This window comes from Kitasatospora sp. NPDC056076 (assembly GCF_042266305.1).
Lineage (GTDB): Bacteria > Actinomycetota > Actinomycetes > Streptomycetales > Streptomycetaceae > Kitasatospora.
In genome coordinates this window covers 14,320-40,842 of the sequence record NZ_JBHJWG010000053.1, presented here as the reverse complement: position 1 = coordinate 40,842, position 26,523 = coordinate 14,320, and the positions used below count along the sequence as shown (strand labels likewise).

The following is a 26,523-nucleotide window of genomic DNA, read 5'->3' as shown; positions in this document are numbered from 1 at the left end:
CGATGGCTGCATCACAGGCTGGATCCCAGGAGAACAGGGTGCTGGAGGCGCTCCGGCTCTCCCTCAAGGAGAACAAGCGGCTCCAGCAGCAGAACCACCGGCTGACCGAGGCCCGGCACGAGCCGATCGCGATCGTCGGCATGGCGTGCCGCTTCCCCGGTGACGTCGACAGCCCCGAGGAGCTGTGGCGCCTGGTGTCCGACGGCCGCGACGCCCTGTCCGGCTTCCCGACGGAACGCGGCTGGGACGCCGAGGAGTTGTACGACCCGGACCCCGACCGGGCCGGCCGCAGCTACGTCCGGACGGGCTGCTTCGTCCGCGGCGCGGAACGGTTCGACGCCGCCTTCTTCGGGATCAGCCCGCGCGAGGCGCTCGCCATGGACCCGCAGCAGCGCCTCCTGCTGGAGACCTCCTGGGAGGTCTTCGAACGCGCCGGCATCGACCCGGAGTCCGTGCGCGGCACCGCGACCGGCGTGTTCGTCGGCGCCTCCCCGCTCGGCTACGCCTCCGACCCGCGCGGCGCGGAGGGCTCCGAGGGCTACCTGCTGACCGGGACCACCGTCAGCGTCGCCTCCGGCCGGCTCGCCTACACCTTCGGGCTGGAGGGCCCGGCGGTGACGGTGGACACCGCGTGCTCCTCCTCGCTCGTGGCCCTGCACCTGGCCGGCCGGGCGCTGCGCGACGGCGAGTGCTCGATGGCACTGGTCGGCGGCGCGGCGGTGATGGCGGCACCCCACATGTTCATCGAGTTCAGCCGTCAGCGCGGCCTCGCCCCCGACGGGCGCTGCAAGGCCTTCGCGGGCGCGGCCGACGGCACCGCCTGGGGCGAGGGCGTCGGCGTGCTGCTGGTCGAGCGGCTCTCCGACGCCCGCCGCAACGGGCACCCGGTGCTCGCCGTGGTCCGCGGCTCCGCCGTCAACCAGGACGGCGCCTCCAACGGCCTGACCGCGCCGAGCGGACCGGCCCAGCAGCGGGTGATCCGGGCCGCGCTCGCGGACGCCCGGCTCAGCGCCGCCGACGTGGACGCCGTGGAGGCCCACGGCACCGGCACCCGGCTCGGCGACCCGATCGAAGCGCAGGCCCTGCTCGCCACCTACGGCCAGGACCGGCCCGCCGAACGGCCGCTCTGGCTCGGCTCGGTGAAGTCCAACATCGGCCACACCCAGCTCGCCGCGGGCGTCGCCGGCGTCATCAAGACGGTGATGGCGATGCGCCACGGCGTCCTGCCCGCCACCCTGCACGTCGACGAGCCCACTCCGCAGGTCGACTGGTCCCGCGGCGCGGTCGAACTGCTCACCGAGCGGCGCGACTGGCCTGCCGTCGACCGCCCTCGGCGGGCCGCCGTCTCCTCGTTCGGCATCAGCGGCACCAACGCCCACGTGATCCTGGAACAGCACGTCGAGGACCAGCCCGTGGAGGAGCGGCCCGTGGAGGAGCGGCCCGTCGGGGAACCGCCCGCCCCCGGCGGCCGCACCGCACCCACCGCGACCCCGTGGCTGCTGTCGGCCCGGAGCCCGGAGGCCCTGCGCGCCCAGGCCGGTCGGCTGGCCGACGCCGCGGCCGCCGCCCCGGAGTGGGCGGCCGCGGACGTCGCGTGGACACTGGCCACCGCCCGGGCCGGCCTCGACCACCGCGCGGTGGTGCTCGGGACCGGCCGCGAGGAGCTGCTCGCCGGCCTCGACGCGCTGCGCCGGGGCGACGACGCGCCCGACCTCGTCCAGGGCTCGGCCACCCGCACCGGCAAGCTGGCGTTCCTGTTCACCGGCCAGGGTGCCCAGCGCGCCGGCGCCGGCCGCGAACTGTACCGGCGTTTCCCGGTGTTCGCCGCCGAACTGGACCGGGTGTGCGACCTGCTGACGAAGCGGAGCGGCCTGCCGGTTCGCGAGGTGCTGCTCGCCGAGGAGGGGGCGCCGGGGGCGGACCGGCTGGACGAGACGGCCTTCACCCAGTCCGCCCTGTTCGCGCTGGAGGTGGCGCTGTTCCGGCTGCTCGAATCCTGGGGCCTGCGGCCGGACTTCGTCCTCGGGCACTCGATCGGGGAACTCGCGGCGGCCCACGTCGCCGGGGTGTTCTCGCTGGAGGACGCGGTCACGGCGGTGGCCGCCCGCGGCCGCCTGATGCAGCGGCTCCCCGCCGGCGGCGCGATGGTGGCGGTGGAGGCGACGGAGCAGGAGGTGACCGCCCTGCTGACCGACCTGCTGACCGACCTGCCGGCCGGCGCGGCCGGCATCGCCGCCGTCAACGGGCCCCGCTCCGTCGTGCTCTCCGGCGAGGAGGACGCGGTCGTAACGATCGTCGAGCAGCTGAGCGCGCAGGGCCGCCGGACGAAGCGGCTGACCGTCAGCCACGCCTTCCACTCCGCCCGCATGGAGGGCATGCTCGCCCCGTTCCGCGAGGTGCTCGACGGCCTCACGCTGCACGAGCCGACGATCCCGGTCGTCTCCAACCTCACCGGCCGGCCGGCCGCCGCCGAGCGGATCCGCACGTCGGAGTACTGGGTCCGGCACGTGCGCGAGGGCGTGCGCTTCCACGACGGCGTCCGGCACCTGCTCGACCAGGGCGTGACGACCTTCCTGGAACTCGGCCCCGACGGCGTGCTGTCCGCCATGGTCCGGCAGAGTGCCGGGGACGGGACCGGGGACGTCGCCGCGGCGCCGCTGCTGCGCCGCGGCCGCCCGGAGTCGGACACCGTGCTCGGCGCGGTCGCCCGGGCCCACGCGCGCGGCACCCGGGTGGACTGGCCGGCACTGCTCACCGAACTGGTCGGCCCCGCCGGCCACCGGCCGGACCTGCCGACGTACGCGTTCCAGGGCGAGCGGTACTGGCTGGCCCCCGCCGACGGAACACCCGCCGAGGCCGCCGAACTGGGCGTGGCGAGCGCCGGGCATCCGCTGCTCGGCGCCGTCGTCGCCCCGGCCGAGGGCGGCGGGCTGCTCCTCACCGGCCGGCTGTCGACCCACACCCACCGCTGGCTCGCCGACCACGTGGTGCTGGGCAGCACAGTGGTGCCCGGCACCGCGTACCTGGAACTGGCGCTGCACGCGGCCCGGCTGGCCGGCTGCACGACGGTCGAGGAACTCGACCAGGAGGCGCCGCTGATCCTCGCCGGCGCCGGGACGGCCCAGGTGCAGGTGACGGTCGGCGCGGCCGACGGGTCGGGCCGACGGCCGATCGGCGTGTACGCGCGGCCGGACGACACCGCGGACTGGACCCGGCACGCGGCCGGCACGCTGGCCGCCGGGGACGGCGGCGCGGGCTGGCGGCCGACCGGCGTCTGGCCGCCCGAGGGCGCCGAGCCGGTGGACCTCGACGGCTTCTACTCCGCCGTCGCCCGTGACGGTTTCGACTACGGCCCGTCGTTCCGGGGCCTGCGGGCGATGTGGCGCGCGGGCGAGGACGTGTACGGCGAGGTCGCCCTGCCCGAGTCGGAACGGAACCGGGCGGACGGGTACGGGGTCCACCCCGCCCTGCTCGACGCCGCCCTGCACGCGGGCCTGGTCGGGAACACCGGCGAGCAGGTCCTGCTGCCCTTCGCCTGGAACAACGTGCGGGTGCACCGGCCCGGCGCGGTCGCCCTGCGGCTGCGGCTGGCCCCGGCCGGACCGGACGCGATGTCCCTGGACGTGGCCGACGGGACCGGCGCGCCGGTCGCCTCGGTCGGCGCCCTGCGGGCCCGTCCGGTCTCGCTCGACCAACTCCGCGCGGCGGCCCGGGCCGGGCTGGGCGACGCGCTGTTCCGGGTCGAGTGGGCTCCCCTCCCGGCCGCGGACGGCGTCGAACGGGAGCGCGGCCGATGGGCCGTGCTCGGGGACGGTGCCGGGTTCCCCGGTCTCGACCGCCACCCCGACCTCACGGCCCTCGGCGAGGCCGTCACCGCGGGACTGCCGGTGCCGGACGCGGTCGTCCTGCCCCTGCCGGACACCACGGGCGACCTCCCCGCGGCGGTGCGCGCGGCCCTGCGCCGGACGTGGTCCACGCTGACCACGTGGGCGGCGGACGACCGGTTCGCGGCCTCACGGCTGGTCCTGGTGACGCACGGCGCGGTGGCCGCCGACCGGACGGAGGCGGGCGACCCCGCCACCGGCCGGGCCGCGGCCGCGGACGTCCCGAACCTCGCCCACGCGCCGCTGTGGGGTCTCGTCCGGGCCGCCCAGGCCGAGCAGCCCGACCGCTTCGTCCTGCTCGACCTCGACCACCCCGCCGACCTCAACCGTGACGGCCTCGACAACCGTGACGGCCTCGACCCGGACGGCGGCGCGGACACCACCGCGGCACTGGACCGGGCGGCCGTCGGCGGCGAACCGCAGCTCGCCCTGCGCGCCGGCACCGTCCTGGCCCCGCGCCTGGTACCCGCCCGCCCGGCGACGACCGAAGCAGCCGACACGGCCGCCGCGCTCGACCCGGACGGCACCGTGCTGATCACCGGCGGCACCGGCGCGCTCGGCTCGCTGCTCGCCCGGCACCTGGTCACCGCGTACGGCGTGCGGCACCTGCTGCTGCTCGGCCGCCGCGGCCCCGAGGCCCCCGGAGCGGCCGAACTCACCGCCGAACTCACCGACCTGGGCGCCCGGGTGACCGTCACCGCCTGCGACACCGCCGACCGCGAAGACCTCGCCCGAGCCCTGGCCGCCGTACCCGCCGACCACCCGCTCACCGCCGTCGTGCACGCCGCCGGCGTGGTCGCGGACGGGGCACTGGCCTCCCTCACCGAGGAACGCTTCGAGGCCGTGCTCCGCCCGAAGACGGACGCCGCCTGGCACCTGCACGAACTCACCCGGGACGCCGGCCTCGCCGCGTTCGTGTTGTTCTCCTCCGCCACGGCCACCCTCGGCGGTGCCGGCCAGGGCGGCTACGCGGCGGCGAACGCCTTCCTCGACGCCCTCGCCCAGCACCGCGCCGCGCGGGGCTTGCCCGCCCGGTCGCTGGCCTGGGGCCCGTGGCAGCAGGACCGGGGCATGGCGGGCACGCTCGACGAGGCCACGCTCGGCCGGATGCGGCGCTCGGGCGTCCTCCCGCTCGGCCCGCAGGACGGCCTGGCCCTGTTCGACGCGGCGCTCGCCGCACCCGACCCGACCTCGCTGCCGGTCCGATTGGACCCCGCCGCGCTGCGCCAGGCCGGCCCCGACCTCCCGCCGCTGCTGCGCGGGCTGGCCGGCCCGTCCGCCGCCCCCGCCCACCGACCGGACGCCGCGGCGGCCGACGGCCTGCGGCAGCGGCTCGCCGGGCTGTCCGACGCGGAGCGCGAACGCGCCCTGCTGGACCTGGTGCGCGCTCAGGTGGCCGTGGTGCTGGGCCACTCGGCCCCGGCGGCGGTGGGCGCGGACCGGGCGTTCGGCGACCTCGGCTTCGACTCGCTGACCGCGGTCGAACTGCGCAACCGCCTCACCACCGCCTCGGGGCTGCGCCTGCCGGCCACGCTCGTCTTCGACTACCCGACGGCGGCGGAACTCGCCCGCTACCTGGACGCGGAACTCCCGCGCGAGGACGCGCCCTCGGCCGCACCGGTCCTCGCAGAGCTGGACCGCCTCGAAGCCGTGCTCGCCGGGGTCGGCGCCGACCACCCCGAGCGGGCCCGGATCGCCGAACGGCTGCGGGCCGTGACCGACCGCTGGAGCCCGCGGTCCGGGCCGGCGGACGACCCGTCCGCCGGCACCGGACTGGAGTTGGAGTCCGCCGACGACGACGAGGTCTTCGACTTCATCACCAACGAGCTCGGCATCTCCTGACTCCTCCCGCCGGCGCCACCGCCGACCAGCCGTCCTGTTCCTGTTCCATCCGAAGGGGTAGCGCCACTGTGGCCAGCGAGACCGAGGACAAGCTCCGTTACTTCCTCAAGCGGGTGACCGCCGACCTCCAGGAGACGCGCCGCCGGCTCCAGGAGACGGAGACCGTCGCGGCCGAACCGATCGCGATCGTCGGCATGGCCTGCCGCTACCCCGGCGGCGCCGACTCCGCCGAACGGCTGTGGCAGCTGGTCGCGGACGGCCGGGACGCCGTCACCCCGTTCCCCGCCGACCGCGGCTGGGACGTGGAGTCGCTGTACGACCCGGACCCCGACCGGGCCGGCCACACCTACGCCCGCGAGGGCGGCTTCGTGGACGGTGCCGACCGGTTCGACGCCGGGTTCTTCGGCATCGGCCCGCGCGAGGCGCTGGCGATGGACCCGCAGCAGCGGCTGCTGCTGGAGACCTCCTGGGAGGCCTTCGAGCGGGCCGGCATCGCCCCCGAGTCCCTGCGCGGCAGCCGGACCGGCGTCTTCATGGGCGCGGGACAGGTCGACTACGCGGCACTCGCCCAGCGGGCCACGGAGAGCCTGGAGGGGTACCTGCTCTCGGGCGGCGCGGCAAGCGTCATCTCGGGCCGGCTGTCGTACGTGTTCGGCCTGGAGGGCCCGGCGATCACGGTGGACACCGCGTGCTCCTCGTCGCTGGTCGCGCTCCACCTGGCCTGCCAGTCGCTACGCAGGGGCGAGTGCTCGACCGCCCTCGCCGGCGGCGCGGCGGTCATGGCCGCCCCCGGCATGTTCGTCGAGTTCAGCCGCCAGCGCGGCCTCGCCCCCGACGGGCGCTGCAAGGCCTTCGCGGCCACCGCCGACGGCACCGGCTGGGGCGAGGGCGTCGGCGTCCTCCTACTGGAACGGCTCTCCGACGCCCAGCGCAACGGGCACCAAGTCCTCGCCGTCATCCGCGGCTCCGCCGTCAACCAGGACGGCGCCTCCAACGGACTCACCGCACCCAACGGGCCGTCGCAGCAACGGGTCATCCGGCAGGCCCTCGACAACGCCCGGCTCACCACCGCCGACGTCGACGCGGTCGAGGCCCACGGCACGGGCACTACGCTCGGCGACCCGATCGAAGCGCAGGCCCTGCTCGCCACCTACGGCAAGGACCGCCCGGCCGCACGCCCCCTGTGGCTGGGCTCGGTGAAGTCCAACATCGGGCACACCCAGGCCGCGGCGGGCGCGGCGGGCGTCATCAAGATGGTGATGGCGATGCGGAACGGCGTACTGCCGCAGACGCTGCACGTCAACGAGCCGACCCCACACGTCGATTGGGCCTCGGGAGCGGTGTCGCTGCTGACCGAGCCGAGGGAGTGGCCCGAGGAGGACGGGCGTCCGCGACGGGCGGGTGTGTCGGCGTTCGGAGCGAGCGGGACGAACGCGCACGTGATCCTCGAAGAGGCGCCGGCTGCTTCGCCCGCCGCCTCGCCGGAGGACCCCGCCACCGACTCGCCGTTCCCCGTGGTGCCGTGGGTGCTCTCCGCCCGCGACGAGCAGGCATTGCGGGCCCAGGCAGGGCAGTTGGCCGCGTTCCTCCAGGACCACCCCGACACCGACCTGCGGGCCGTCGGCCACACCCTCCTCACCGGACGGGCCCACCTGGACCACCGGGCCGTCGCCATCGGACAGAACCACGCCGAACTACTGAGCGGCCTCGCTGCCATCGCCGACGGCACCGCTCCCATCGGCAGCGGCAGCTACGAGCGCCCGGTGTTCGTGTTCCCCGGGCAGGGCTCGCAGTGGATCGGCATGGGAGCCGAACTCCTCGACACCTCAACGGTGTTCGCGGGATCCATAGCCCGTTGCCAGGAGGCGCTCGCGCCGCACATCGACTGGTCGCTGACGGATGCCCTGCGCGGCACCCTCGACCTCGGGCGGGTCGACGTCGTCCAGCCCACGTTGTTCGCCGTCATGGTCGCCCTCGCCGAGCTCTGGCAGTCCCTCGGCATCCACCCCGCCGCCGTGATCGGCCACTCCCAGGGCGAGATCGCCGCCGCCACCATCGCCGGAGCCCTCACCCTCGACGACGGCGCCCGGATCGCCGCCCTGCGCAGCCGCGCCATCCTCGCCATCAGCGGACACGGCGGCATGGCCTCCATCCCCCTCGGCCACCACGACACCGTCGAACTGTTGAAGGCCTGGGACGGACGGCTCAGCATCGCCGCCCACAACGGCCCCACCACCACCGTCATCGCCGGCGACCACGACGCCCTCGACCAACTCCTCACCCACTGCGACGAAACCGGCATCCGCGCCCGCCGCATCGACGTCGACTACGCCTCCCACACCCACCACGTCGAAACCATCCGCCAACACCTCGCCACCGAACTCGCCGGCGTCACCCCCAAGCCCGCCGACATCCCCCTCTACTCCACCGTCACCGGCGAACGAATCGACACCACCCGCCTCGACGCGCACTACTGGTACACCAACCTCCGCCAACCCGTCCTCCTCACCGACGCGCTGCGCTCCGCCCTCACCGACGGCCACACCACCTACCTCGAAATCAGCCCCCACCCCGTCCTCACCCCCGCCATCGAGGAGACCCTCGACACCACAACCCCCACCCTCATCACCGGCACCCTCCGCCGCAACGAAGGAACCTGGACCCGCCTCCTCACCTCCGCCGCCCACCTCCAGACCCACGGCCACCCCGTCGACTGGACCCCCTACCTCGCCCCCGGCACCCACCCCGACCTCCCCACCTACCCCTTCCAACGCAGCCGTTACTGGGTGGACACCGTCGGGACGGCCGCGCCGACCGCCGAGCCGGACGAAGGCACCGCGGGTTCGGCCGGGGCGCAGCTGCGCCGTCGCCTCACCGAACTGGCCGAACCCGACCGCGAGCGCCTGCTGTTGGACCTGGTGGAGTCCCACGCGACCGCTGTCCTCGGCCTCACCGGTCCGATCCCGCCGGGGCGCTCGTTCCACGAGCTGGGGTTCGTCTCGCTCACCGCGGTCGAGCTGCGCAACCGGCTGATCGCCGTCACCGGTCTCCGGCTCCCGGCGGCCGTCGCCTTCGACCATCCGACGCCCGAGGCCCTGGGCCGCCACCTGCTCGGCCGGCTCGCGGGCACCGAGGCCCCGGCCGACGAGGCGCCGCCCGTTCCCACGAGGGCCGGTGACGACGAGGAGCCCATCGCGATCGTCGCCATGGCCTGTCGCTACCCGGGCGAGGTGCGCAGCCCCGAGGACCTGTGGCGGCTGGTCGCGGACGGCCGCGACGCGATCACGCCGTTCCCGGGCAACCGGGGCTGGGACCTCGACAACCTCTACGACCCGGACCCGGACCGCCCCGGCCGCACCTACACCCGCGAGGGCGGCTTCCTCCATGACGCCGACCGCTTCGACGCCGCCTTCTTCGGCATCGGCCCGCGCGAGGCCCTCGCCATGGACCCGCAGCAGCGGCTGCTGCTGGAGACCTCCTGGGAGGCCTTCGAGCGCGCCGGGATCGACCCGGAGTCCCTGCGCGGCAGCCGGACCGGCGTCTTCGCCGGCAGTAGCGGCCAGGACTACCACCTGCTGGCCCAGGAGTCCGCGGACGGCCTGGAGGGCTACCTGCTGACCGGCAACGCGGCGAGCGTCATCTCCGGTCGGCTCGCCTACACCTACGGGCTGGAGGGTCCGGCCCTGACGGTGGACACCGCGTGCTCCTCCTCCCTGGTCGCCCTGCACCTGGCCTGCCGCTCGCTGCGCGCCGGCGAGAGCACGCTCGCGCTCGCGGGGGCCGTCACGGTGCTGTCCACTCCGCAGGCGTTCATCGGTTTCAGCCGGCAGCGCGGGTTGGCCCCGGACGGCCGGTGCAAGCCGTTCGCCGCCGCGGCCGACGGCACCGCCTGGGGCGAGGGTGCGGGTGTGCTGCTGCTGGAACGGCTGTCCGATGCCCGCCGCAACGGGCATCCGGTGCTGGCCGTGATCCGCGGCTCGGCGACCAACCAGGACGGTGCGAGCAACGGCCTGTCCGCGCCCAACGGCCCCTCCCAGCAGCGGGTGATCCGGCAGGCCCTGGCCAGCGCCGGGCTGGCACCGGACGAGGTGGACGCGGTCGAGGCGCACGGGACGGGCACTCCGCTCGGGGACCCGATCGAGGCCGAGGCCCTGCTCGCGACGTACGGGCGGGACCGGTCGGCGGAACGGCCGCTGTGGCTGGGCTCGGTGAAGTCCAACATCGGGCACACCGCGGCGGCCGCCGGCATGGCGGGTGTGATCAAGATGGTGAAGGCGATGGAGCACGGCGTCCTGCCGCCCACGCTGCACACCGACGCCCCCACCCCGCACGTGGACTGGTCCTCCGGAGCGGTCGCCCTGCTCACCGAGCCGGTGGTCTGGCCGGAGGGGGGCCGTCCCCGGCGCGCGGGCGTGTCCGCCTTCGGCATCAGCGGCACCAACGCCCACGTGGTCCTCGAACAGGCCCCGGCGGTGCCCGGACAGCCGCGCCCGGCCGACGCGTCCGGGGGCGACGCGCCGCAGGCCCCGACGGAGCACGGGGCGCCGGCCGAACCCGCACCTCCCGCGTCTGCGCCGCTCGTCGCCTGGCCGGTCTCGGCCCGCAGCGCGGCCGCCCTGCGCGGCCAGGCGGAGCGCCTCCGGGACCACCTCGCCGACGGGCCCTCCCCCGCCGCCGTCGGGCGCTCACTGGCGCTGTCCAGGGCCGCCCTGCCGCACCGGGCGGTCGTGCTCGGCCGCGACCTCGGCGAGCTGCGGGCCGGGCTGGCCACGCTGGCCGCGGGCGACACCGCCCCCGGACTGCTCCGGGGCACCGCGGTGCCCGGCCGGGTCGGCTTCCTGTTCCCGGGCCAGGGCAGCCAGCGACCCAGCATGGGCCAGGGCCTCCACCAGGCCCATCCGGTCTTCGCGCGGGCACTGGACGAGGTGTGCGAGGAACTGGACCGGCACCTGGCCGCGCCCGGGCGTCCCGCGCTGCGCGACGTCCTGTTCGCCCCGGAGGGCAGCGCCGAGGCCGCCCTGCTCGACGAGACCGTGTTCACCCAGGCCGGGCTCTTCGCCGTCGGCCTGGCGGCGTTCCGCCTGCTGCGGTCCTGGGGTGTGACGCCCGACTACGTCGGCGGCCACTCCGTCGGCGAACTGGCGGCGGCCTGCGCGGCCGGCGTGCTGACGCAGGAGGACGCCTGCCGCCTGGTCGCCGCGCGCGGCAGGCTGATGCAGGACTCGCCGGAGGGCGGCGCGATGGTGGCCGTCGAGGCGTCGGAGGACGAGGTGCTGCCGCTGCTGGCGGGCGGGGAGGGCCGGGTCGGCATCGCGGCCGTCAACGGGCCGCGCGCCGTCGTGCTCTCCGGCCTGGCCGAGGCGGTCGAGGAGGTCGCGGCCGTCCTCGCCGCGCGTGGTCGCCGGACGAAGCGCCTCCGGGTCACCCGGGCGTTCCACTCGCCGCTGATGGACGGCGTGCTGGACCGGTTCCACGAGGCGGCGAGCGGGCTCGCGTACCGGCCACCGCGGATCCGGCTGCTGTCGAACCTGACCGGCGAGCAGGCGACAGCCGAGCAGGTGTGCGCACCGGAGTACTGGGTCCGGCACATCCGGGAGGCGGTGCGCTTCCACGACGGCGTGCGCCGGATGGCCGCGGACGGCGTGACCACCTTCCTCGAACTCGGCCCCGGCGGCGTGCTGTCCGCCCTGGTGCGGGACGCGCTGGCCGACCGGAGCCCGGCCCCGGCGGCGGTGCCGCTGCTGCGGAGCGGCCGGCCGGAGGCGGACAGCGCGCTGACCGCGCTGGCCGGTGTCCACGTCCGTGGCGTCCCGGTGGCCTGGGAGGCCGTTCTCGCCGACTCCGGTGGAGACGACCGGGTCGCCCTGCCCACGTACGCGTTCCAGCGGCGCCGGTTCTGGCCGGAGGGCGTCGCACCGGCCTCCCGGACGGCCGGGCCCGCCACCGGGACGCCCGCCACCGAACCACCGGCCACCGCGCCGGGTGACCCCCGAACGCCCGAGGAGAACGCCGGCCCCCGGTCGCCCGAACGACTGTCCTCCCTCGACCCGGCCGAACGCGGCCCGTTCCTCAGGGAGTTGGTGGCCGCCGAGGTGGCCGCCGCGCTCGGGCACAGCTCGACCGAGGACGTGGAGACCGCGCTGAGCCTGCCCGAGCTGGGACTCGACTCCCTCGCCGCGACCGAGCTGAGCGCCGCCCTCCAGGCGGCCACCGGCCTGGACCTGTCCGCCACGGCGGTGTTCGAGCACTCCACGCTCGACGCCCTCGCCGCCCACCTGCTGGACCGGTTGGACGCCGCCCCGGTGCCGTCGGCCGGTCCGCCCGGCGGGCTGCTGGCCTCGCTCGCGCCACGGGCGGCGGAGCTGGGCCGGTTCGCGGAGTTCAACGCACTCCTGTCCGCCGCCGCGCGGTTCCGCGACACCTTCGACTCCCCGCCCGACCCGTCCGGCCGGCCGGCTCCCGTTCGCCTCACCCAGGGTCCGGCGGCCCCCCGCCTGTTCTGCTTCCCGTCGTTCGCGAGCAGGTCCGGCGCCCACCAGTACGCGCGGCTCGCCGCCGCCGTGGGCGGCCGGCACGAGCTGTGGGCGCTGCCGGCCCCCGGCTTCGCCGCGGGCGAGCGGCTCCCGGCCGATCTCGACGCGCTGGTGCGCCTGCACGCCGAGGACGTCGAACGGCTCGCCGCCGGGCAGCAGTTCGCGCTGCTCGGCCACTCCGCCGGCGGCTGGATCGCGCACGCCGTGGCGGAGCGCCTGGAGGACCTCGGCGCCCTCCCGGTGTCGGTCGTCCTGCTGGACAGCTACCGGCCCGGCAGTGCCATACTTCCCCTCGTCCAGGCGGAGATCGCCGCCCAGTTGACGGACGGTCGGATTCCCGCCGACGCCCTGCTGGACGACGTCTGCCTCACCGCGATGGGCGGCTACGCCCAGCTCTTCGAGGCCTGGCGGCCCCAGCCCCTGGCCACGCCCACGCTCCACCTGCGCGCCGCCCGGCCGCTGCCCGGCTTCCCGGCCGCCGACTGGCAGGCCTCCTGGCCGGTCCCGCACACCGGGGCAGAGGTTCCGGGCGACCACTTCACGATGACCGGCGAGCACAGCCCCACCACCGTGCGCGCGGTCCTCGACCGGCTCGCCGAGCCGGTGGCCTGACCACCACGACCGGCACGGCCGGCCCGACCACCACGATGTCCGACTCCTGACGAGGGTGAGCAGAACATGAGCACTGACAACGGCAACCGGCCCACCTCCCTGGACCAGGCGGTCCACGACGGCCAGGCCCCCTACCACCGCCGCGCGCTGACCTTCTACGACCTGGTCGTCTTCCGCGGCAGCGCGCCGCTGTTCTGGCGGTGCTCGCCGCGGAACTTCCAGCAGATGTACGACACCTGCCTCGGTGCGAAGCACCTGGAGATCGGCGTCGGCACCGGGTACCTGCTGGCGCACTCCCGGTTCCCGGTGTCGAACCCGCACATCACGCTGGCCGACCTCAACCCCAGCACGCTCGACTTCACCGCCGAGCGGCTCGCGCACTACCGGACCACCAAGGTGGTCGCCAACGCCCTGGAGCCGCTGCCGGTGCCCGCCGAGAGCCAGGACTCGGCCGCCCTGAGCTTCCTGCTGCACTGCATCCCCGGCAGCCTGCGCGAGAAGGGCGTGGCCATCCGCCATGCGGCTGCGGCCGTGAAGCCCGGCGGCACGGTCTTCGGCAGCACCGTGCTGTCGTCGGGGGTCCCGGTCACCGGGGCCGGCCGCTGGCTGATGAACAACCTCAACGCGAAGGGCGTCTTCCACAACGACCAGGACGACCTGGAGGACCTGCGCGACCAGCTCAAGCAGTCCTTCGACGACTTCGACCTCGTCGTGCGCGGCTCCGTCGGCCTGTTCCGGGCCCGCAAGGCCTGAGGCGTGAGCCCCGGCCCCGTCCTCACCGCTCCTCCCCGCTCCACCGCCCCGTTCCCGGAAGGACCCGACACCATGTCGACACGCTGGTACCCGATCGAGGAGGCCGACGACTCGCTGTTCGCCACGGCCCCGCTCTACCACGCCCGTTCGGTCGAGGTGCCGTTCTCCGCGGAGGAGACCTGGGCGGCCCTGACCGGCGACGGCGTGTCCAGCTGGACGAAGGGCATGCGGCGGCTCACCTGGACCTCGCCCCGGCCGTTCGGCGTCGGCACCACCCGCGAGATCGAGATGGACGGTGACTTCACCCTCCGCGAGCGCTTCTTCCGCTGGGAGGAGGGCACCCGCAAGACCTTCAGCGCGACCGAGGCGACCCGCCCGATCTTCCGTCACCTGGTGGAGGACTACGTGGTCGAACCCACCGAGAACGGCGCCCGGTTCGGCTGGCGCTGGGCGGCCGAGCTGAACCGCCCGTGGTCGTTCCTCCAGGGCCCGCTGGACCGGTTCTTCTTCGCCCCCACCGGCCGCTCGCACATCGACGGCCTGCCCGCCTACATGGCCTCCCGGCACGGCGCCGCGCACCGCTGAGCACCCGGCCCCAACCCCCGCCCCCGAACGAAAGAAGAACCGAATGTGCGGGATCGCCGGCTGGATCTCCTTCCAGCACGACCTCGAACGTGAACTCCCCGCCCTGACCGCCATGACCGACACCATGGCCTGCCGCGGTCCGGACGCCGCCGGCACCTGGCTGTCCCGGCACGCCGCGCTGGGCCACCGCCGGCTCGCCGTCATCGACCTGACCGGCGGCGCGCAGCCGATGGTCGTCGAGACGCCGGACGGTCCGGTCGCCATGACGTACAGCGGCGAGGCGTACAACTTCACCGAGCTCCGGGACGAACTCCGCCGCCGGGGGCACGAGTTCCGCACCTCCAGTGACACCGAGGTCGTGCTGCGCGGCTACCTGGAGTGGGGGCAGGGGATCGCCGACCGGCTCAACGGCATGTACGCGCTGGGCATCTGGGACGGCCGCGTGGAGAAGCTGGTGCTGCTGCGCGACCGCCTGGGCATCAAGCCGCTCTACTACTACCCGACCGCCGACGGCGTGCTGTTCGGGTCCGAGGCGAAGGCCCTGCTCGCCCACCCGGCGGTGGAGCCGGTGGTGGACGCCGACGGCTTCCGCGAGCTGTTCGGGTTCGTCAAGGCCCCCGGCCGCGCGGTCTGGACGGGCATGCACGAGGTCAAGCCGGGCGCCATGGTGACCGTCGACCGCTCGGGCCTGCGCGAGCACGTGTACTGGCGGCTGGAGGTCACCGAGCACCGGGACGACACCGAGGCCACCGTCCGGCGCGTCCGGGAGCTGCTGGAGGACAGCGTGGCCCGGCAGCTGGTCGCCGACGTGCCGCAGTGCGTGCTGCTCTCCGGCGGCCTCGACTCCAGCGCCCTCACCGCCCTGGCCGCCCGCCGCCTGGCGGACGGGGGCGAGCGGGTGCGGACCTTCACCGTCGACTTCGAGCAGCCGGACGAATTCCGCCCCGACGACCTGCGCGGCTCGGCGGACGCGCCGTTCGCCCGCGCGGTGGTCGAGCACGTCGGCGCGCAGCACCACGACATCCGGCTCGACCACCTCGAACTGGCCGATCCCGAGGTGCGCCGGGCCACCGTGACCGCCCGCGACCTGCCGTTCGGCTTCGGCGAGGCGGACAACTCGCTCTACCTGCTGTTCAAGGCGATCCGCCGGCACTCGACGGTCGCCCTCTCCGGGGAGTCGGCCGACGAGATCTTCGGCGGCTACCCGTGGTTCCACCTGCCGGCGGTCCAGCAGACCGCGATGTTCCCGTGGGTGACCGCCTCCGGCCTCGGTCCGCGGAAGCACCCCACCAAGCTGATCGACGCCGGGCTGCTGCTGGGGACCCTCGACGTCCCCGGCTACTGGGCGCAGCGCTGGAGCGACTCGGTCGCCGCCATCCCGGTGCTGGAGGGCGAGGACGCGCACGAGCGGCGGATGCGCGAGTTCTGCCACGTGCACCTGACCAGCCTGCTGGGCCTGCTCCTGGACCGCAAGGACCGGATGAGCATGGCGGTCGGCCTGGAGGTGCGCGTGCCGTTCTGCGACCACCGCCTGGTGGAGTACGTCTACAACACCCCGTGGGCGATGAAGACCTTCGACGGGCGGGAGAAGAGCCTGCTGCGCGCGGCGGTGCGGGACGTGCTCCCCACGTCGGTGGTGGAGCGGGTGAAGGCCCTCTACCCGCACACCCAGCAGCTCGCCTACGTGGGGCAGTTGCAGCAGCAGGTCGGCGAGCTGCTGTCGGGCGGCCACGAGGCGGTCGAGTTCTTCGACCGGGCCGCGCTCGCGGCGGCCGCGGGCGCCCGGCCCGAGGCCGTCGACCGGGACGAGCGCGAGGCGTTCGAACGGGTCCTCGACCTGGCCGTCTGGCTCGACCTCTACCGCCCGACCATCAAGCTCTCCTGAGGAGTCGCACCATGCCCGTCGACAACGACGTCTACAACACCCACTCCTGGTGGCACGACGACCAGCCGTTCGCGACGCTGGAGGCCTTCACCCCGGCCCGGTTCGCCTACTTCCAGGAGGTCCTCACCCAGCGGCTGAGGCTGGACCTCAAGGGCCTCAAGGTCCTCGACGTGGGCTGCGGCGGCGGTCTGCTGGCCGAGCTCTTCGCCGGCGCCGGGTGCCGGGTCACCGGCGTGGACCCGTCCGGCCCGTCCCTGGAGGCCGCCGGCGAGCACGCCCGGCAGTCCGGGCTGGAGATCACCTACCAGCAGGGCTTCGCCGAGGAACTCCCCTTCGCCGACGGTACGTTCGACCTGGTGTACTGCTGCGACACCCTGGAGCACGTCACCTCGGTGGACCGGGCGGTGGGCGAGGCCGTACGGGTGCTCAAGCCCGGCGGCCACTACCTCTACGACACCATCAACCGGACGTTCCGGTCCAAGCTGGCGATGATCAAGATGGCGCAGGACTGGAAGTCCGTCAGCTTCGCGCCCAAGGACCTGCACGACTGGAAGAGCTTCATCAAGCCGGCCGAGCTCCACGCGGTGTTCCGCGCGCACGACCTGACCAATCAGGACCTCGTCGGATTCGCCTCCACCCGGCCGCAGTTCGAGCTGCTGAAGGCGATGCGCCGCCGGGCCCGGGGCGAGATCACGTACGGCGAGCTGGGGCGGCAGTTCCAGCTCGGCGTGCACAAGGACACGTCGGTGATCTACGCCGGCTACGCACGGAAGGCTGCCCAGTGACCCTCACCACCGCCCCCGACGTCCGGGTCCCGGTACTGATCGTCGGCGCCGGACCGGCCGGCCTGACCGCCTCGCTGGCGCTCTCGCGCTACGGCGTCGCGCACCTGGTGGTCGGCAAGTACCCGGGCACGGCCCACACCCCCCGCGCGCACCTGCTGAACCAGCGCACCGGGGAGATCCTGCGCGATCTCGGCGCCGAGGACCAGGTGATGGCCGAGGCGACCCCGAGCCCGCTGCTGGCCAACCACGTCTTCATGTCGACGTTCGCCGGACCCGAGGTGAGCCGGCTGGACGCCTACGGCAACGGCCCGGACCGCATCGGCGACTACCTGGCGGCCAGTCCGAGCACGATGTGCAACCTCGCGCAGCACCGGCTGGAGCCGCTGCTGGTCGAGCGGGTCCGGCAGGCCGCGGTCGGCGAGCTCCGCTTCGGTCACGAGTTCCTGCGCATGGAGCAGGACGAGGACGGGGTCACGGCCGTGGTCGCCGACCGGCAGTCCGGCCTGGAGTACACCGTGCGCGCCGACTACGTGATCGGCGCCGACGGCGCGAAGAGCCGGGTGATGGAGCAGGCCGGACTCACCGTGGAGGGTGCCACCGGGCTGGCCAAGGTCGCCTCGGTCTGGTTCGAGGCGGACCTCTCGCAGTACTGCGAGGACCGTCCGGCCATCCTCTACATGGGCGCCGTGCCCGGCAACCCGCCGGAGGACGGCCGGGTGTTCGTCAGCATCCGTCCCTGGAACGAATGGGTCTACCTGCGCTTCCTCGACCACGGCGCGGAGTTCGACCGCGACGACCACGAGGAGATCCTCGCGCACATCCGGGAGAGCATCGGCGACCCGACCGTCGAGGTCCGGATCAAGAACGTCTCCCCGTGGGAGGTCAACGCGGTCGTCGCCCCCCGCTACGCGAACGGCCGGGTGTTCTGCGTCGGCGACGCGGTGCACCAGATGCCGCCGACCAACGGCCTCGGACTGAACTCGGCGGTCGCGGACTCCTTCAACCTCTGCTGGAAGCTGAAGCTGGTGCTCGACGGCTCGGCCTCGCCCGCGCTGCTGGACACCTACCAGGCCGAGCGGCTGCCGGTGGGCGGACAGATCGTCGACCGTGCGGTGCGCAGCATGCTGGACTTCCTCGGCATCCCGGCCGCGCTGGGCTTCACCGCCGGGCAGGACGCCGCCGAGCAGTGGGAGCTGCTGCGCGGCCTCGCCAACGACACGGAGGAGGCCGCCGCCCGGCGGGCCGCCCTGGCCGCCGCGACCGACCGGATCAACTACCAGGTCAACGCGCACGGCGTCGAGATCGGCTACCGCTACCGCAGCGGTGCCCGGGTCGACGACGGCACGCCCGAGCCGGTCGGCGACCGGGACCCCGAGCTGTACTACCAGCCCACCACCTGGCCCGGCGCACGCCTGCCGCACGCCTGGCTGGAGGACGGCGGCCGCCGCCGCTCCACCCTGGACGTGGTCGGGCGGGGCCGCTTCGTCCTGCTCACCGGCCGCGGCGGCGACCGCTGGCACGATGCCGCCCGCGAGGCCGCCCGACTCACCGGGGTGCCCGTGACGGTCCGGACGATCGGCTCCGCCGAGGGCCTGCGCGACCCGTACGGGGCCTGGGACCGGCTGCGCGAGGTCGACGCCGACGGCGGCGTCCTGGTCCGCCCGGACGGACACGTCGCCTGGCGCGCCCGGACCGCCGACTCCGCCGGCGAGCTGCCCAAGGTGCTGGCCGCCGTCCTGCACGCGCCGGCCGGCCCCGAGGTCTGAGCCGCCGCCGGGCGGCCCCTTCGGGGGGACGCCGAGGCCGGTCGGTCCGACAGTGCGTCGGACCGGCCGGCCTCTCCGGGTGGGGAGGGGACGGTCAGACGGCGCCCATGGGGTACCAGCAGATGTTCATCTGGACGTTGCCGTTCGCGTTCGCGACGTCGTCGATGTCCTCGATCCAGACCTTGGCGGTGGCGTTGCGGGCGAGCGGGACGGTCATGTTGTCCCAGACTCCCTGGGTGTTCTGCCGGGTCTTCTTGCCGTGGGCGACGAGGTCGAAGTAGTAGGTCATCCCGGGGGCTTCGACGTAGACCCGGTGCTTGCGGCCGTGCTTCTCGTCGTCGCTGAACCACTCGTAGCTGGCGGCCTCGACCACCAGGAAGCCGTTCCGGTCGGCGGTCATGGTCCACTTGCTGGTCGAGCGCGGCTTGACGGACGACGTCGGGTAGTTCTTCCGCGTCGGGCTGCCGAAGAGTGCGGTGGCGAAGGAGACGCTGCCGTTGGCGGTGAGGGTGCCGGTGACCTTGACGGTCTTGTTGGCGGTGAGCGGTCCGTTGGCGGTGAGTTCGCCCGCCCCGGCCTGGGCGCCGGCCACGGCGGTGAGCGCGCCGTAGACGGTGATCGCTCCGCCGTTCTGGGGGATGCTCAGGCCCGCGGTGCCCTGGAAGAGCAGCGTGTCGTTGACCTTGATCGCGGTGCCCGCGGTGGGGTGTGCCAGGGCGGCGGCCTTGAGCGTCTTGTCCGACTTGACGGTCAGGCCGTCGTTCGCCGTGATCACTCCGCCCGCCGTCACCTTGCCGGCTTTCAGCTCCTTGTCGGACTTCACGGTGACGTTCCCGTCCGCCTGCAGTTCGCCGCCGACGGTCAGCTTGCCGGACATGGTGACGTCCCCCTCGAAGGCGGTGTTGCGGGCCCAGGTCTTCCTGGCGTTCTTGTTGTCCGCCCAGAAGGTGTCCGTCACGGTGACCTTGTCGGTGGCGGAGAGGGTCTTGGCGGCGATGTCGGGGTTCTTCACCGTGACGGTGGTGGACAGGTAGTGGTGGACGTCCTTGCCCTGGGCGTCCTTGGTGCGGGCGTCGAGGACGAAGGTGGTGGTGTCGGTGAGGGGGCCGACCGGGTGGCTTCCGCCGGAGACCTCGATCGGGGGGCGGTCGTCCCAGGCCAGCCAGTAGCCGGTGCCGGCCTCGCTGCCCTCCCAGCGCAGGACGACCGTCGCCTTCCCGTCGTTGACGATCTGGGGCCTCTCGGCGGCGAAACCGCGGAAGTGGAAGGCCGACGGGCTTTCGAGGTGCTTCTCCACGGGGTCGGTGCTCACGGTGCGGTCGGCCCAATCGTCGCTGGTGGCGGGGGTCGTGTGTTCGGTGATGGTGAGGGCGGCCTGGCCGGGGGTGCGGACGACGGGGATCGCCGAGACCTTGAGGGTGAAGCGGCGGGTGGCGTCGAAGGTCACCTGGTTCCCCGGCCCCTCCGGGGTGCACGTGAACACCACGGCCTTGTCACCGCGCTGCGGCACGATCAGCCAACTCCCCTGGCCCCCGTCCTGGTTGCCGTCGAGGGGGGCGGGGCTGCTGGTGAGGTCGGCGGCGGTCGTCCCCACCGGGAGGGAGACGGTGATGGACCGGCATCTGACGTCCGGGGCGCCGTCGGGCTTGGAGAAGGTGAGGCTGAGGACGCCGTTCTTGGTCTTGCTGGGTGTCGAGACGGGAAGCGGGTCCGGGCTGGGCACGCACTCGACCCGCAGCAGGCCGGGCGGTCCTGCGGCCGCGTCGAAGGGATCGGAGGGGGAGGTGTTCGGCAGCACTCTCGGATACTCGGGTGGGGACCTGATTTCGTCAACAACTCCCGCTGGTGTGCCCGAGGTTGGATGTCGGCGCCGTGTCAGAAAGAGAATGCTTTCGATCGGATCACCGAAATTCTCGGAGAGTTTCGATCAGTCCGGGAAGTCATGGCTCCGCCAAGATGTATACGTGCGACCATGGGCGCTGCTCCTCGACCAGTGATCATCAGCCGTACGGACTGAGGGAGTTCGCCATGCCCGTGGAAGCCGTCTTCTTCAATGTGGGGCAGGGCGACTGCACCCTGTTGATCTTCTACGCCGACGGCAAGGACACCCAGGGCGTGGCTTCGGTCCTGATCGACTGCGGGAGCATCAAGCGCCAGGGGCACAAGGGCGGCGGCCCCCTGGCGACGGCCGGGTCCATGTCGGAGCGGGTCATCGAGAAGATCGACGGCTACCTGAAGAACCTGAAAACCCCGAACACCATCGACTACCTGATCCTCAGTCACCCCGACCGCGACCACTACCGCTACGTCCAGGACCTCGTCGCGCCGGTCGACACGGCCACGAAGAAGCGCCGACTGCGCTACACGATCCGGAACATCCGGTACACCGGGAAGCCCGGCGACTACACCAAGGACATCCTGGGGCACGGCAAGGGCCTCAACCTGATGCTCAAGAACTGGACCACCTACGGTCGCGACGGCTCGTCCCACACCATCGCCACCGAGCCGGTCGAACAGGACATGCCCGCCACCCCGCTCCTGCTGCCGCTCGACGGCCTCCCGGACGGCCCGACCACCCCGAAGCTCTACGTGATCTCCGCGAGCGTCTCCAAGACCCGCACCACCGCCAGCGTCGCCGCCAAGAAGCGCAGGACCACCGGCAGCACCCTGGCCCGCCTGGAGGCCCTCCCGCACGGCTTCTGGCCGCTGGGAGGCAGCAAGCGCAAGGCGGACGCGCCGACCGCGGAGAGCCAGGCGAACACCGACTGCATCGTGCTGATGCTCCAGGGCGCCCCCGACAAGGACGGGAAGCGGCAGAAGGTCATCCTCACCGCCGACGCCGGCGAGGAGACCGAGGACTACCTGGTGGCCAGGTACAAGGACGACCCCGACCTCAAGCGCGAGGCCGGCTCCTGGCTGAAGGTCGGTCACCACGGGAGCGCCAACTCCTCGACGGCGCCCTGGGTCCGACTGATCGACCCCGACGGCCTGTTGGTCAGCTCGGGCACCCGGGAGTTCGGCGGCACCGGGATTCCCCGGTTCGGCCACCTCCAGCAGATCGCCGACGACCGGCACAAGCCCGCGCCCACCGTCACCCCGAACCCGGCGGACGGCGAACTCCCGCGCGTGGCCTACTACGGGCAGTCCGGCGACGTCATCAAGGGCACCGGGCCGTACCACTACCGGGACCAGGTCGGCGTCGCGGGCGTGTGCACCACGCTCAACAACGTCAAGGACGCCGCAACCGGCAAGAAGCCCGACCCCCGCGGCTGGGACTGGCACCTGACCATCGACCCGGACGGCACCCCGGGCACCTACCGGCTCACCTACAAGTAAGGAGAGTTGACCATGGGGCTGTCCGTTGCGGCACTGCGCGCGAGGATCGAGGCGTCCGACGGGGGCGCCTTCACCCTCGGAGCCGCCGACCTCGACCTGCCGACCGCGGGCGAACTGTTCCAGCGGCACCTGGGCGCCGGAACGCTGAACCTCGCCCGGTCCGTCGCGCTCACCGAGGAGTTGAGCGTCGCGGGCGAGCTGCTGCTCTCCGGCGCCGCCACACCGCTGCCCGCCCTGGTGTGGTTCGCCACCGACCGGGACCCTGACGACCCGGCGGCCGGTGACGACGACGAGGCCCTGGTCACCGGCCTGCAGATCGACGTCTCGCTGCCCGACTTCACCGTGCCCGCCGGCCACCTGGACCGCGAGCTGGATCCGGCGGTGCTGCGCACGGTGGGCTTCGACACCCTCCACCTGCTGCTCGACGCCACCGCCGCCATCGACGACGACCGGACCGACGACCGGGCCGACGACCACGCCCGCCCGCGCAACGGCATCGGCGCCGAGTTCCCCCTGCCCGGCGCGGGGCCGCAACAGCGCGGCTACGCCGTCGGGTTCTGCCCGGAGCAGGCCGGGTGCGCCTGGAGCCTGGCGGGCGACTTCGCGGACGTCCCGCTGCGCGACCTGGCCGACCTGGCGGTGCTGGGGCCCGGTCTGGGGGCCGGCGACTTCGCGATCCCGGAGGAGTTCGGCCGGATCGGCCCGCTGGCGATGAGCGGCCTGTCCGTCACCTTCCACCCCTCCGACCAGGCCCGGGGCATCACCGCGGCGATCGTCTCCGCGGGCGTGCGGATCGAGCTCGACACCACCTTCGACCTGTTCCCCGGCGCGCTCGGCGTGTCCGGTCTGTTCGCCGAGTTCACCGTGACCCACGTGGGCCGCCCCCGGGTGCGCAGCCTCTTCGGCGGCACCCTCACGCTCGCCGGCGACACCGAGGCGCACGCCGAGGTCCGGTTGCCCGACTTCCGGGCGGTCGCCCGGCTGCTCGCCCCGGTGCCGCTCGCCCCGCTGGCCGCCGCCTACCTCCCGGGCCTCGGCCTGCCCGAACTCACCGTCTCCGAGCTGCGCTTCGAGGGGACCGCCGGCAAGGGCGCACCCGCGTTCGGCCTGGACCTCTCCGTGGAGGGCCCCTGGGAGGTCCTGCCCGGCCGGGTCGCGCTGACCGACCTCGACCTCGCCCTGACCGTCGACGGTGACGGCTGGACCGGCGAGCTGGAGACGGCCTGGCAGCTGGGCGGCGGCCAGGTCGGCGTGTCGGCCGAGTACCAGGACGGCGTCTGGCGCTTCCTCGGCCAGGCGACGGGCCTCACCCCGGCCGACCTCTTCGGCGTGTTCGAGGCCGACGTCCCGGCACTCTTCGGCGAACTCGAACTGCTCTCGCTGTCGGTGGAGTTCGACGGCTCGGGCGAGGAGATCGCGCTGGGCGGTGCCCTGGCGTTCCCGATCGGCGAGGCCGACGCCGTGCTCACCCTCACCACGGTGCTCACCCGGCGCCCCTCCGGTGGCGGCTACGAGAAGCAGGTGACCGGCCTGCTCGCCGTGGTCGTCCCGGGTGCGGGCACCGAGGAGCCGGACGGCGGGGAGGAGCTGCTCGGGGAGGACCTGCGCCAGGAGGACGCTCCGGCCGGTGTACGGACGGCCGGGCCGCGCACCCTGGTCTTCGCCGTCGACTACCGCGAGGACGCCGCCGGCACCACCGTCACCGGCACCTGGTCCTCCCCCGAAGGGGTCCGCCCGACCGATCTGGTGGCCGCGCTCGGCATCGACCTGCCCCGACTGCCCGAGGCCCTGGAGCCGGCGCTCACCGCCCTGGCCGTCCGCTACGACTCCGCCACCGGCCAGGTGCTGCTCACCGCCACCACCGAGCACACCGGCTGGGTGTACGCCACCCGCCCCGGCTCCGGCCAGGGCAAGCCGCGCCGCACCACCGCCGCGGCCCGGGTGCGGCTGGACGCCCGCGCCTCCGGGCTGCCCCTGGTCGGCGACGCCGTCCCGCCCGGCTCGGACCTGGCGCTGCCCGGGCTCGCCGTCACCTCCGCCCCCGAGGGGTGGAACGACCAGCAGGCCCGCGCCCTCAACACCCTGCTGGACGGGCTGGACGGCGCCGCCGAACGCCGCCTGCCCCGCTTCGCCGTCGGCGAGGCGGCCCGGCCGGGGGTCGCGGTCCAGATCGAACTGAGCATCGGCGGCGAGCCGCAGGACCCGCTCGTCCTGCCGGTCACCTCCCCGCCCGGGCGGGCGCTCACCGCGCGCGGCCCGATCGCCGCCCGTGCCATCGCCGCCCGTGCCCAGGAGGACGGCTCCGCCCGCGAACTCGGCGTCGTCCTCGGCCCGGTGCGGCTGCACCGGCTGGGCGTCGCCGTCGTCGACGGACGGCTGGTGATCGGGCTGGACGCCACCATGGCGGTCGGCCCGCTCACCGTCGACCTGCTCGGGCTCGGCTTCGGCCTGGACACGGACTGGTCCCTGACCCCGACCCTGCGCGGCGCGAGCCTGGCGCTGGAGCGGACCGGCCCGCCCCGGGTGGTCATCGCCGGGGCCTTCACCCGGATCGACGCGGGCCCGGAGTTCGAGCCGGCCTTCGCCGCCGCCGGACGGATCGAGATCCAGGACCTCATCGTCCTGCAGCTGGCCGGGAGTTGGGCGCGCAACAAGGCCGGCTGGGACTCGGTCTTCGGCTACGCCGAACTGGTCGCCGGCCGCAACCGGATCAACGGGCTCTTCACGGTCGGCCCGGTGACCTTCACCGGCGTCGTGCTCGGCTTCGGCGTCAACAGCACCGTCCGGCTGCCCGCCACCCACGAGGTGAGCGAGTTCCCCTTCGTCAAGCGGCTCGGCGCCGCGCCCGGCGAGCCGGGCGGCGAGGTCGAGAAGCTGTCCCCGACCGAGGCACTGGACCGACTGGTCGGGCAGGGCGGCTGGGTGACCCCGGCGCAGGGCCAGTACTGGGTGGCCGGCGGCATGGAGTTCACCGTCTACCGGTTCATCCAGGCCCGCGCGGTGGCCCTGGTCGAGTGGGGCCCGGCCGGCTGGAAGGCCGTCCTGGCGGGCAGCACCTCGCTCGCGCTGCCGCCCACCCGTGGCGCCGGGAGCACGGCGGCGCGGCGGGGCGAGGTCTCCCCGCACGACGGGGCCGCACCGCTCCTCTTCGGCAAGCCGCTCGGCCAGGTCGTCGTCGACTTCGTCTTCGCCTACGACTCCGCGCTCGGCCGCTTCTCCATGGACACCGTCATCGCCGAGGGCTCCTACCTGCTGGACCCGCAGGCCAGGCTCACCGGCGGCATCTCCCTCTACGTGTGGGGCAAGAGCCTGCCCGGCGTCCCGAAGGGCTTCGTGCTCACCGCGGGCGGCTACCACCCGCGCTTCCGCGTCCCCGCGCACTACCCGAAGCCGCCGCGGATCGGCTGGCTGTGGGAGCGCGGCCCGGTGTCGATCCGGGCCGAGGCCTACGCCGCGCTGACCGACGGCGCCTTCATGATCGGCGGCGAGCTGGCCGCCGTCTACGACAACGGGCACGGCATCAACCTGCGCGCCTGGTTCACCGCCTACGTGCACGCCCTGGTGCAGTGGAAGCCGTTCTACGCCGACCTCGCGCTCGGCCTGCGCATCGGCGTCGCCGCCACCGTCAAGGTGCTCTTCGTCCGGATCCGGGTCTCGCTGGAGGTCGGCGTCGACCTCCAGCTGTGGCTGCCGCCGATCGGCGGCCGGGCCAAGGTCAAGGTCTGGTTCATCTCCTTCACCCTCGGCTTCGGCGCCGACCGCAAGGGCGCGCCGGCCGCCGACTGGGAGGAGTTCCAGCTCCAACTGCCCGCACCCTCGCGCGCCGCGCTGAAACAGGGCGGCGAACTTCCCGACGTCACCGAGGCGGAGACGGCGGCCCGGCAGGCGGCGGCCGCCCCGGAGCTGGTCCGGATCGACGGCTTCACCACGGCCGTCGAGTCCGCCCTGCCCGCGTCCAGGATCACCCTCAACGGCGACCTGTTCGCGGGCAGCGACACCGCCCGGATCGACATCCGGCCGATGAAGCTCACCGGCGTGGTCTGCGAGCAGATCGTCGAGATCCTCGACGAGCAGGGCCGGCGCTACGGCTGGCAGGAGGCCGGCTGGGAGATCACCGCCTCCCGCGAGGGCCTGCCGCAGGCGCTCTGGGGCCGGCCGCTGGCGAACCCGAACCAGGCGCTCGACCAGGACGGCCTGGTCGACGGCTGCCTCACCGGGCTGACCATCGACGTCCCCGGCCCGACCCGGCAGCTCGGCGTCGGCCCGGTGCCCTCCGCCGCCCTCGACGTCGAGGGGCTGCCGCCCGGCCGGATGCCGCTGCGCGACGGGTCCGTGGCCGGGCCCGCCCCGGTCTTCGAGGAGGACGGTGTCGGTGTGATCACCCGCACCCTCACCGGGGCGGCCGCCGAACGCACCGCCGTGCACGACGCGCTGGCCGCCCTCGGCCTCGCCCCGGGGAGCGACGGCCCGCTGGACCGCACCGCCGAGCTCCTCGGCCACTCCCTGACCGACGCCCCGATGCTGACCGAAGCCCAGAGGTGA

At 74.1% G+C, this 26,523-nt stretch carries 10 protein-coding genes; 9 read left to right on the top strand and 1 reads right to left on the bottom strand.

Annotated elements, in window-relative coordinates; all coding sequences use genetic code 11:
* The first annotated feature begins 38 nt into the window (after nucleotides 1-38).
* From ACFC1T_RS32515 to ACFC1T_RS32485, 7 genes are all read left to right on the top strand, one after another.
* A complete protein-coding gene (locus ACFC1T_RS32515) occupies nucleotides 39-5,726 on the top strand; it encodes an SDR family NAD(P)-dependent oxidoreductase (RefSeq protein WP_375894667.1) in 5,688 nt (1,895 codons plus the stop codon).
* Nucleotides 5,727-5,794: 68 nt separating this feature from the next.
* The gene (locus tag ACFC1T_RS32510) at nucleotides 5,795-12,871 is read left to right on the top strand and encodes a type I polyketide synthase (protein WP_375894658.1); all 7,077 of its coding nucleotides are present in this window, start codon (nucleotides 5,795-5,797) and stop codon (nucleotides 12,869-12,871) included.
* Between the two features lie 66 nt (nucleotides 12,872-12,937).
* Nucleotides 12,938-13,624, top strand: coding sequence for a class I SAM-dependent methyltransferase (locus tag ACFC1T_RS32505; protein WP_375894657.1), 687 nt, complete (start codon nucleotides 12,938-12,940; stop codon nucleotides 13,622-13,624).
* A gap of 72 nt (nucleotides 13,625-13,696) precedes the next feature.
* The gene (locus ACFC1T_RS32500; protein WP_375894654.1) at nucleotides 13,697-14,209 is read left to right on the top strand and encodes an SRPBCC family protein; all 513 of its coding nucleotides are present in this window, start codon (nucleotides 13,697-13,699) and stop codon (nucleotides 14,207-14,209) included.
* Between the two features lie 43 nt (nucleotides 14,210-14,252).
* Nucleotides 14,253-16,094 carry an asparagine synthase (glutamine-hydrolyzing) gene (gene asnB, locus ACFC1T_RS32495; RefSeq protein WP_375894651.1) on the top strand — a complete coding sequence of 614 codons (1,842 nt, stop codon included), beginning with the start codon at nucleotides 14,253-14,255 and terminating at the stop codon, nucleotides 16,092-16,094.
* Between the two features lie 11 nt (nucleotides 16,095-16,105).
* A complete protein-coding gene (ubiG, locus tag ACFC1T_RS32490; RefSeq protein ID WP_375894649.1) occupies nucleotides 16,106-16,879 on the top strand; it encodes a bifunctional 2-polyprenyl-6-hydroxyphenol methylase/3-demethylubiquinol 3-O-methyltransferase UbiG in 774 nt (257 codons plus the stop codon).
* Nucleotides 16,876-18,645, top strand: coding sequence for an FAD-dependent monooxygenase (locus ACFC1T_RS32485; protein WP_375894646.1), 1,770 nt, complete (start codon nucleotides 16,876-16,878; stop codon nucleotides 18,643-18,645). Before ubiG ends, ACFC1T_RS32485 begins: the two co-directional genes overlap by 4 nt.
* Nucleotides 18,646-18,739: 94 nt before the next feature.
* Here ACFC1T_RS32485 and ACFC1T_RS32480 read toward each other — a convergent pair whose 3' ends face one another.
* Nucleotides 18,740-20,443: a hypothetical protein gene (locus ACFC1T_RS32480; protein WP_375894643.1), complete on the bottom strand. Its 1,704-nt coding sequence runs from the start codon at nucleotides 20,441-20,443 to the stop codon at nucleotides 18,740-18,742.
* A 230-nt stretch (nucleotides 20,444-20,673) separates the two neighbouring features.
* Between ACFC1T_RS32480 and ACFC1T_RS32475 the strand changes: the two genes are divergently transcribed.
* Nucleotides 20,674-21,981, top strand: coding sequence for a ComEC/Rec2 family competence protein (locus ACFC1T_RS32475; protein ID WP_375894640.1), 1,308 nt, complete (start codon nucleotides 20,674-20,676; stop codon nucleotides 21,979-21,981).
* 12 nt (nucleotides 21,982-21,993) lie between these two features.
* A complete protein-coding gene (locus ACFC1T_RS32470) occupies nucleotides 21,994-26,523 on the top strand; it encodes a DUF6603 domain-containing protein (RefSeq protein WP_375894638.1) in 4,530 nt (1,509 codons plus the stop codon).

Coding starts and splice junctions, on each gene's coding strand:
- asnB (WP_375894651.1), top strand. CDS start 14,253: ATGTGCGGGATCGCCGGCTGGATCTCCTTCCAGCACGACCTCGAACGT.
- ACFC1T_RS32475 (WP_375894640.1), top strand. CDS start 20,674: ATGCCCGTGGAAGCCGTCTTCTTCAATGTGGGGCAGGGCGACTGCACC.
- ACFC1T_RS32470 (WP_375894638.1), top strand. CDS start 21,994: ATGGGGCTGTCCGTTGCGGCACTGCGCGCGAGGATCGAGGCGTCCGAC.
- ACFC1T_RS32500 (WP_375894654.1), top strand. CDS start 13,697: ATGTCGACACGCTGGTACCCGATCGAGGAGGCCGACGACTCGCTGTTC.
- ACFC1T_RS32505 (WP_375894657.1), top strand. CDS start 12,938: ATGAGCACTGACAACGGCAACCGGCCCACCTCCCTGGACCAGGCGGTC.
- ubiG (WP_375894649.1), top strand. CDS start 16,106: ATGCCCGTCGACAACGACGTCTACAACACCCACTCCTGGTGGCACGAC.